Source organism: Actibacterium sp., from assembly GCF_041584535.1.
GTDB lineage: Bacteria > Pseudomonadota > Alphaproteobacteria > Rhodobacterales > Rhodobacteraceae > Actibacterium_D.
Genome location: NZ_JBFHDW010000095.1, coordinates 1 through 8,742 on the forward strand (window position 1 = coordinate 1; position 8,742 = coordinate 8,742).

Annotated in this window: 6 protein-coding genes and 3 tRNA genes; 8 read left to right on the plus strand and 1 reads right to left on the minus strand. The window is 62.1% G+C overall.

Annotated elements, in window-relative coordinates; genetic code table 11:
* Positions 1 to 401: hypothetical protein (locus ABYW26_RS06575; RefSeq protein ID WP_372603982.1), on the minus strand; the 401-nt coding region annotated here is incomplete at its 3' end.
* Between the two features lie 329 nt (positions 402 to 730).
* On the opposite strand from ABYW26_RS06575, the gene lon reads away from it, so the two are divergent.
* The 8 genes from lon (at position 731) to ABYW26_RS06615 (ending at position 8,574) form a co-directional block, all read left to right on the plus strand.
* A complete protein-coding gene (gene lon / locus ABYW26_RS06580) occupies positions 731 to 3,139 on the plus strand; it encodes an endopeptidase La (protein ID WP_372603983.1) in 2,409 nt (802 codons plus the stop codon).
* A 171-nt stretch (positions 3,140 to 3,310) separates the two neighbouring features.
* Entirely contained in the window at positions 3,311 to 3,673 is a 363-nt protein-coding gene (locus ABYW26_RS06585; protein WP_372603984.1) for an HU family DNA-binding protein, read from the plus strand.
* Positions 3,674 to 3,691: 18 nt separating this feature from the next.
* A tRNA-Val gene (locus ABYW26_RS06590) sits at positions 3,692 to 3,766 on the plus strand.
* A 179-nt stretch (positions 3,767 to 3,945) separates the two neighbouring features.
* The gene (locus ABYW26_RS06595) at positions 3,946 to 5,379 is read left to right on the plus strand and encodes a mannose-1-phosphate guanylyltransferase/mannose-6-phosphate isomerase (RefSeq protein WP_372603985.1); all 1,434 of its coding nucleotides are present in this window, start codon (positions 3,946 to 3,948) and stop codon (positions 5,377 to 5,379) included.
* 64 nt (positions 5,380 to 5,443) lie between these two features.
* Positions 5,444 to 7,138, plus strand: coding sequence for an adenine deaminase (gene ade, locus ABYW26_RS06600; RefSeq protein ID WP_372603986.1), 1,695 nt, complete (start codon positions 5,444 to 5,446; stop codon positions 7,136 to 7,138).
* Between the two features lie 88 nt (positions 7,139 to 7,226).
* Positions 7,227 to 8,159, plus strand: a complete 933-nt coding sequence (locus tag ABYW26_RS06605; protein ID WP_372603987.1) for a pirin family protein — start codon at positions 7,227 to 7,229, stop codon at positions 8,157 to 8,159.
* Positions 8,160 to 8,388: 229 nt separating this feature from the next.
* A tRNA-Asp gene (locus tag ABYW26_RS06610) sits at positions 8,389 to 8,465 on the plus strand.
* 32 nt (positions 8,466 to 8,497) lie between these two features.
* Positions 8,498 to 8,574, plus strand: a tRNA-Asp gene (locus ABYW26_RS06615).
* Positions 8,575 to 8,742: the final 168 nt, after the last annotated feature.

The following is an 8,742-nucleotide window of genomic DNA, read 5'->3' on the forward strand; positions in this document are numbered from 1 at the left end:
ATATCGGTGAACAGGTTCAGTGACACCAGCGGATGCGCGCCGTTGGGGAACGCCTCCATCGTGGCTTGATCGACGCCTGCTTCGGGCAGGAAGAACAGCCGTTGCCCCCCCTCGGTGGTGATCACGATCAGATCCTCGCCGCGCAGGTCGTGGCCGTTCACATCCGCAAGCTTATTGGTCGAGGGCAGATAGCCGCTGAATTGCACGGTAAAGGTCTGTTCAACACCGTTGACGAACACCGTGGTGTCTTCGTCCGGGTTGCCATCGTTGAAATCCAGCGACGAGTTGCCCGAGAACTGAATCTCGACGACCGGCTGGGTATTGGTGTTATCCGCGTTCAGCGACGCGTTGCCAGCGGTGGAGCTGTCCCCACGCGCATAGTAAATCTGACTGTCTGCCATCTGCCTGCTCGAAATGGTTTTTTTGTTTGTTTGTCAGATTGGGGTCTAAATGTGGCACCATTAGGGCGGGCCTGCCTTTTTTGTCCAAGCGGTAGGGATTTCAGGCCGCTGACCGGAAATTTGACCAACTTGGCTAAATTCAGAACAATAATCCGGGACTGCCTGCTTGCCTCGGGCGGCGGGGATAGGCATTCTGGATAGAAAGGGGGAGCAGGTCGTGGTTGAAATTCCGGGGCACACCCCCAGATATTGAGTTCACGACCCGGGAAAGGCCGGGATTGCCGTAGAAACGGGATCAGCGCCTTTCTGCAATACGTCAAGGATCTAGAATGCAAGAGCACCTCAGTCAAACCTATCCTGTTCTGCCGCTGCGCGACATCGTTGTGTTTCCGCACATGATCGTGCCGCTGTTCGTCGGCCGCGAAAAATCGGTGCGCGCGCTGGAAGAGGTCATGGCTGACGACAAGCAAATTCTGCTGTCCAGCCAGATCGACCCGGCGGTGGATGACCCGACAACCGATGGTATCTATCGCACCGGTGTGCTGGCCAATGTGCTGCAACTGCTCAAGTTGCCGGACGGCACCGTCAAGGTGCTGGTCGAAGGCCGCGCCCGCGTCCAGATCATCGATTTTGTCGAGAACGAAGATTTCTTCGAAGCCCATGCCGAATTGCTGGAGGAAACCCCCGGCGATGCCGATACGCTTGAGGCGCTTGTGCGCTCGGTCGGCAAGGAATTCGAACGCTATGCCAAGGTGAAAAAGAACATCCCGGAAGAGGCTCTTTCGGCGATTTCCGACACCCGCGAGCCGGCCAAGCTGGCCGATCTGGCCGCTGGCCATCTGGGCATCGAGGTCGATCAAAAACAGGACCTGCTGGAAACCCTGTCGGTCGCCGACCGGCTGGAGAAAATCTATGGCCTGATGCAGGGCGAAATGTCGGTTCTGCAGGTCGAGAAAAAGATCAAGACCCGCGTCAAAAGCCAGATGGAGCGCACCCAGCGCGAATACTATCTGAATGAGCAAATGAAGGCCATTCAGAAGGAACTGGGTGATGGCGAGGAAGGCCAGAACGAGATTGCCGAACTTGAGGCCCGCGTCGCGGAAACCAAGCTGAGCAAGGAAGCCCGTGAAAAGGCCGACGCCGAGATCAAGAAGCTCAAGTCGATGTCGCCGATGTCGGCCGAAGCCACGGTCGTGCGCAACTATCTGGAATGGATGTTGTCGATCCCGTGGGGCGTGCGCAGCCGGGTCAAGAAAGACCTGAACCGCGCGCAAGAGGTTCTGGATAACGACCATTACGGCCTTGAAAAGGTCAAGGAACGCATCGTCGAATATCTGGCCGTGCAACAGCGCAGCAAAAAGCTGAAAGGCCCGATCCTGTGCCTCGTCGGCCCTCCGGGTGTCGGCAAGACCAGCCTGGGCAAATCGGTGGCCAATGCAACCGGCCGCGAATTCATCCGCATCAGCCTTGGCGGCGTGCGCGATGAATCCGAGATCCGTGGTCACCGCCGCACCTATATCGGCTCGATGCCCGGCAAGATCATTCAGGCGCTGAAAAAGGCGAAAACCACCAACCCGCTGATCTTGCTCGATGAAATCGACAAGATGGGGCAGGATTTCCGTGGCGATCCCGCGTCCGCGATGCTTGAGGTTCTGGACCCGGAACAGAACTCGACCTTTGTCGATCACTATCTTGAGGTCGAATATGACCTGTCGGATGTGATGTTCCTGACCACGGCCAACAGCTATAACATGCCGGGGCCGCTTCTGGACCGGATGGAAATCATTTCGCTGGCCGGGTACACCGAGGATGAAAAGCGCGAGATCGCCAAACAGCATCTGGTGCCCAAGCAGATCAAGAACCACGGCCTGCGCAAAGGTGAATTCGACATCACCGATGCCGCGCTGATGGAGATGATCCGCACCTATACCCGCGAGGCGGGCGTGCGGAACCTTGAGCGCGAGCTGGCGAAACTGGCCCGTAAGGCCGTGACCAAGATCATCCGCAAGGAAACCGACAAGGTCGTGGTCACGCCCGAGAACCTTGAGGAATTCCTTGGGGTGAAACGGTTCCGCTATGGGCTGGCCGAAAAGGACGATCAGGTTGGCGTCGTCACCGGTCTGGCATGGACCAGCGTCGGCGGCGAATTGCTGTCGATCGAGGCGCTGAAGCTGCCGGGCAAGGGCCGGATGAAAACCACCGGCAAGCTGGGCGATGTGATGAAGGAATCGATCGAAGCCGCATCAAGCTATGTGCGCTCGATCGCGCCCGAGATCGGCGTGAAACCGACCAAGTTCGAAAAGGTCGACATCCACGTTCACGTCCCCGAAGGCGCGACGCCCAAGGACGGCCCCTCGGCGGGTCTGGCCATGGTCACGTCGATTGTCTCGGTTCTGACCGGCATCCCGGTGCGCAAGGACATCGCCATGACTGGCGAGGTCACGCTGCGTGGCAATGCTCTGGCCATTGGCGGGCTCAAGGAAAAGCTGTTGGCGGCGCTTCGGGGCGGGATCAAGACCGTTCTGATCCCCGAGGAAAACGCCAAGGACCTGACCGAGATCCCTGACAATGTGAAAGAGGGGCTTGATATCATCCCGGTCAGCCATGTGCGCGAGGTGCTGAAACACGCTCTGGTGCGCGCGCCCGAACCGATCGAATGGGACGAAGAGGCCGAAGAGGCCGCCGCGCAGGCCGCCTTGGCCGCCAGCGGCGAAGCGCGCGGTGCCACCGCGCATTGATCCGCCGATCCGATCCTGAAATTCTGAAAAGGCGCATCCCGGTGATGCGCCTTTTTCTTTGCGTATTCGCGGTCCGATGAAGTTTCATAGCGCGAGGATCAAAAACGCGCTACTCTTGCGGCCACGAGCACCCAGGGGATAGCAAAATCCCATGTTTACAGGATGAAACACATGGCTACTGAAAAACGCCAACCCGCCGCCAAATCCCGTCCCAAGGCCGAAGCCGTCGATGTCGAAGATCCGACCGTAACCGCCGATGCGACGACTTTCGTTCAAAAGAAAGAACTGATCGACCGCATCGTTGCCGCGACCGGCATGAAGAAGAAAGACGTCAAGCCGGTGGTCGAGGCCACTCTGGCGGCGCTGGGCGAGGCCCTGTCGCGCGGCGAGGCGTTGAATGTGCGACCGCTGGGCAAGGTTCAGGTCAATCGCAAGAAAGAACATGGCAACGCCGAGGTTCTGACCGCGCGAATTCGCCGGATCACCGGTGGCGAAACCGCGCCGCAAGACCCTCTTGCAGAGGTGGCAGAGTAACGCTATTACGCCCGGACCGGGTGATTAGCTCAGTGGTAGAGCGCTTCGTTCACATCGAAGATGTCAGGAGTTCGAATCTCTTATCACCCACCATTTCCCCTTTTTCGGTCGGGTGGCCAATCTTGGCACGGTCCGGGTATTTCCCTGAAATGAATTGCAATTTCGGGGCGGTGGCCTAAGATTCCCATCAGGATACGCGGGAGTTTCGGGTAGATGATTCACTTTAAGATTGTATTTTCCGACCCCGTGATGCGCGGCTTCGGGGGTGCCCGGTGAAGGTCGTTCCGATTCTTCTGGCCGGGGGTGCCGGCACGCGGCTGTGGCCGTTGTCGCGGCAGGGCTATCCCAAACAGTTTACCAATCTGGCCGGATCGCACAGCCTGTTTCAGCAGGCGGCGCAGCGGTTCGCACAGGACGGGGCCGGGGTGCAGTTCGCGCCGCCGCTGGTCGTCGCGCATTCGGATTTCCGTTTCATTGTCACCGGGCAACTGGCCGAAATCGGCATCGACCCCGGCGCGGTCCTGATCGAGCCCGAAGGCCGCAACACGGCTCCGGCCATTCTGGCGGCCGCCTTGCTGGCGCTGCGCGACGATCCGCAGGCGGTATTGCTGGTCAGCCCCTCGGACCATGTTTTCCCTGTTGCGCAGGCGATGACACAGGCGGTTTCGCGCGGTTGGGACGCCGTGCAAAACGGCCAGATCGTCACCTTCGGGGTTCAGCCTGACCGCCCGGAAACCGGCTATGGCTATCTGGAATTGACGGCGCCGCTGGTGGGGGATGGGGCGGCGGTGCCGTTGCGGGGCTTTGTTGAAAAGCCGGGCGCCGAGGCCGCCGCACAGATGCTGGCCGAGGGCCGCTATTTGTGGAACGCCGGGATTTTCATGTTCCGCGCGCAGGATCTGGTTCAGGCGGTGCGCCGCCATGCCCCCGATCTGTTGCCGCCGGTCACGCAAGCGCTAGAGGGCGCGCGCAGCGATCTGGGTCTGCTGCGGCTGGACCCGGAGCCGTGGTCCGGGCTGCGGTCGATCTCGATCGATTTCGCGGTGATGGAACAGGCCGACAATCTGGCCGTGGTGCCTTTGCCGCCGGGCTGGAGCGATCTGGGCAGTTGGGAATCCGTCTGGCGCGCCGGTCCCGCCGATCCGCGCGGCGTAGTCAGCACCGGGCCGGTTCAGGCGCTGGACTGCGACAACAGCCTGCTGCGGGCCGAAAGCGGCGATCAGGTTCTTGTGGCGATGGGCCTGAAGAACATTGTCGCCATCGCCATGCCCGACGCGGTTCTGATCGCCGACATGGCCTCGGGGCAAGAGGTCCGGCACATCGTCAGCGACCTGCGGCAACAGGGCATCCCGCAAGCCGACGCCTTTCCGCACGAACACCGGCCCTGGGGCTGGTTCGAGACCCTGGCCCAAGGGCCGGGCTTTCGCGTCAAGCGCTTGCATCTTGATGCGGACACTGCACTGAGCCTGCAATCGCATCAGCACCGCGCCGAACATTGGGTGGTGGTGCAGGGGCAGGTGCAGGTGACGCTGGGCGACCAGACCAGCCCGCTGTCGGCCAATCAGTCAATCTATATCCCGATGGGCGCCCAACACCGGCTGGCCAATACCGGCCCCGACCCGGCGGTGGTGATCGAGGTCCAGACCGGCGCCTATTTGGGCGAAGATGACATAACCCGCTATGACGATATCTATGCCCGCACCTGACGCGGCGTGCGGCTTGCACCGGGCGGGCCGGACTGTAACCCTGACCTGACAACAGGAGGCGCGGATGGCCGAACTCTCTCAGCTAATCGATCAGGGCGCGGGGCGCGACCCCGCCGATCTGGTGTTGCGCGGCGGTCAGGTGTTTGACCTCGTCACCGGCGCGATGATCAAAGGCGATGTGGCGATCTGCGGCGACACGATCGTCGGCGTGGGCGAAGATTACGATGGCAAACAGGTGATCGACGTCAGCGGCCTGACGCTGGTGCCGGGGTTTATCGACACCCATCTGCATATCGAAAGCTCGCTTGTCACGCCCTATGAGTTCGACCGCTGCGTGTTGCCGCGCGGGGTGACCACCGCCATTTGCGACCCGCATGAGATCGCCAATGTCGTCGGTATACCGGGGATCGAGTATTTCCTGAATGCCTCGGCCCGGACGGTGATGGATATCCGGGTTCAGCTGTCGTCTTGCGTGCCCTCAACCGAGATGGAAACCGCCGGCGCCCGGATCGAGGCCGATGAACTGGCCGCGCTGCGCGATCATCCCCGGGTGATCGGGCTGGCCGAATTCATGAATTACCCCGGCGTGATCTACAAAGACCCCGGCGCGATGGCCAAGCTGCAGGCCTTTCGTGGTCGCCATATCGACGGCCATTGCCCGCAACTGTCGGGCCGCGATCTGAACGCCTATATCAGCGCCGGCATCCGCACCGAACACGAGGCCACCACCGCCACTGAGGCCCTTGAAAAGCTGCGCAAGGGCATGCGGGTGTTGATCCGTGAAGGCTCGGTTTCCAAGGATATGCACGCGCTGCAACCGGTGCTGACCGACACCACCGCGCCCTATATGTGCCTGTGCACCGATGACCGGAACCCGCTGGACATCGCCGAGCATGGCCATCTTGATTACATGATCCGCACGCTGATTTCGCTGGGCTGCTCGCCGCTGGCCACCTACCGCGCCGCCAGCCTGTCGGCGGCCGAGGCCTTTGGCCTGAAGGATCGCGGCCAGATCGCACCGGGCAAGCGCGCCGATATCGTGGCGCTGTCGTCGCTGAACGATTGCCGCGCCGAGATGGTGTTTTGCGGCGGGGTGCAGGCCACGGACGCCGCCTTTGCCGCGCGCGAGGTCCTCCCGCCGGTCGCCCGCCATTCCGTCAACGCGCCCCGCGTTCAGGCCGCGCATTTCCGCACCACCGCCAACCACGAAGACACCGACGTGATCGGCATCCTGCCCGGCAAGATCATCACCGAACACCTGCACGAGGTGATCCCGGTGGTCGGCGGCGACAAGCGCCCCGACACCGCCCGCGATCTGGTGAAAATCGCGGTGATCGAACGGCACGGCAAGAACGGCAATATCGCCACCGGCTTTGTGCGCGGCTTTGGATTGCAGCGCGGGGCGATTGCCTCGACCGTCTGTCACGACCACCACAACATCGCCTGCGTCGGCGCCGATTACGCCGATATGGCGCTGGCCGCTAACCGTCTGGGCGAAATCGAAGGCGGGTTTGTCGTGACCGAGGGCGGCAAGGTGCTGGCTGAACTGGCGCTACCGGTGGCCGGGCTGATGAGCCTGAACAGCTTTGAACAGGTCGAAACCGATCTGCGCGCCTTGCGCGCCGCCGCGCGGACGCTGGGTGTGACGCTTGAGGAACCCTTTCTGCAACTGGCGTTTCTGGCGCTGCCGGTGATCCCGGCGCTGAAAATCACCGATCGCGGCATGGTCGACGTGGTGAAATTCGAAATCATCGCCTGACCTCGTGCACCCGCGCACAGACGCTGTCCGCGCAGCGGCGTATCGGCGCAGGCACGGGTGCGCTAGGATGGCGGGCAGGAGGCATATCATGAGCTGGAACCCGCTTCTCGACCCGCAAATCCCGATCGGAGATCAGGTCGATCTGATCGACCGGGTGATCGTCCCGCGCGTCAGCGATCTGAGCGGGTTGCAGGTGCGCCGGGCGCTGCCGGTGGCCGGGCGCAAGATGGTCGGGCCGTTCATCTTTTTCGACGAGATGATGCCGACCGAACTTTTGACCGGCCAAAGCGTCGATGTCGCGCCGCACCCGCATATCGGCCTTGCCACTGTGACCTACCTGTTTCAGGGCCGCCTGCATCACCGCGACAGCCTTGGCACCGATCAATGGGTCGAGCCCGGCGCGGTGAACCTGATGACGGCGGGCCATGGAATCACCCATTCCGAACGCACCGACACGCCCCAGCGCCCGCTGGCCCTGTCCGGCATCCAGACCTGGCTGGCATTACCAAAGGCGGATGAAGATCGCGCCCCGGCTTTTCAGCACGCCGAAAAAGCGGCGCTGCCGCTGCTTGAGGCCGAGGGCAAGAAACTGCGGCTGATTCTGGGTTCGGGCTATGGCGCCCGCGCGCCGCTGCAGACCTTCAGCGATACGATCTATGCCGACGCCCTGCTGGATCCCGGCGCCGGGCTGCCGCTGCCGGACGAACACGAAGAACGCGCGGTCTATGTGTTGTCCGGCGAAATCGAGGTGGCTGGCGATGTCTGGCCCGCCGGACGCATGCTGGTGTTCCGCAGTGGCGATGCGATCAGCCTGCGCGCGGGGGCGCAAGGCGCGCGTTTGATGATATTGGGCGGCGCCGCGATGGATGGCCGCCGCTATGTCTGGTGGAATTTCGTCGCTTCCAGCAAAGACCGGATCGACGCTGCCAAAGAGGCCTGGCGCGCCGGGGACTGGGCGCATGGCCGGTTCCGATTGCCGCCCGGCGACGATCAAAGTTTCGTCCCGGCGCCTGAAGTCTGATCTGCTTGGGGCGCTGCCCCAAACCCCGGAGTATTTCACCCAAGAAAAAGTGGCGGCTCTTTTTCTTGGTCCAAATACTCAAGCCCGCTCCAGTGCGGGCGGGGCGATGAAAATCCGGGCGCCGCGCCTTGGGCGAGAAACCTGTCATTTGGCGCAGATGGGCGCTTGACGCGGGTTTGCACCACGCCTAAAACCCCCCTCACGCCGGGCCAAGCCCGGGGGTAGCAGAGCGGTTGTAGCTCAGTTGGTTAGAGTACCGGCCTGTCACGCCGGGGGTCGCGGGTTCGAGCCCCGTCAACCGCGCCACTGCTTCCCCCCGAGATTGTCCGTTGCGATGCGCGGTTGTAGCTCAGTTGGTTAGAGTACCGGCCTGTCACGCCGGGGGTCGCGGGTTCGAGCCCCGTCAACCGCGCCACTTTCCCTTGAAGGTTTCCCATGTCCGCGATTGATAACATTCCGCTGAGCGTCGCCGTTCTGGCGGCTTTGACGCTGGGTCTGGCGCCGTTCGTGCCCGAGCCGCATATCTGGGAAAAGCTGAAGATGCTGGTGGCAGGCGATCTGGTGCGGCCGATCGATATATTCG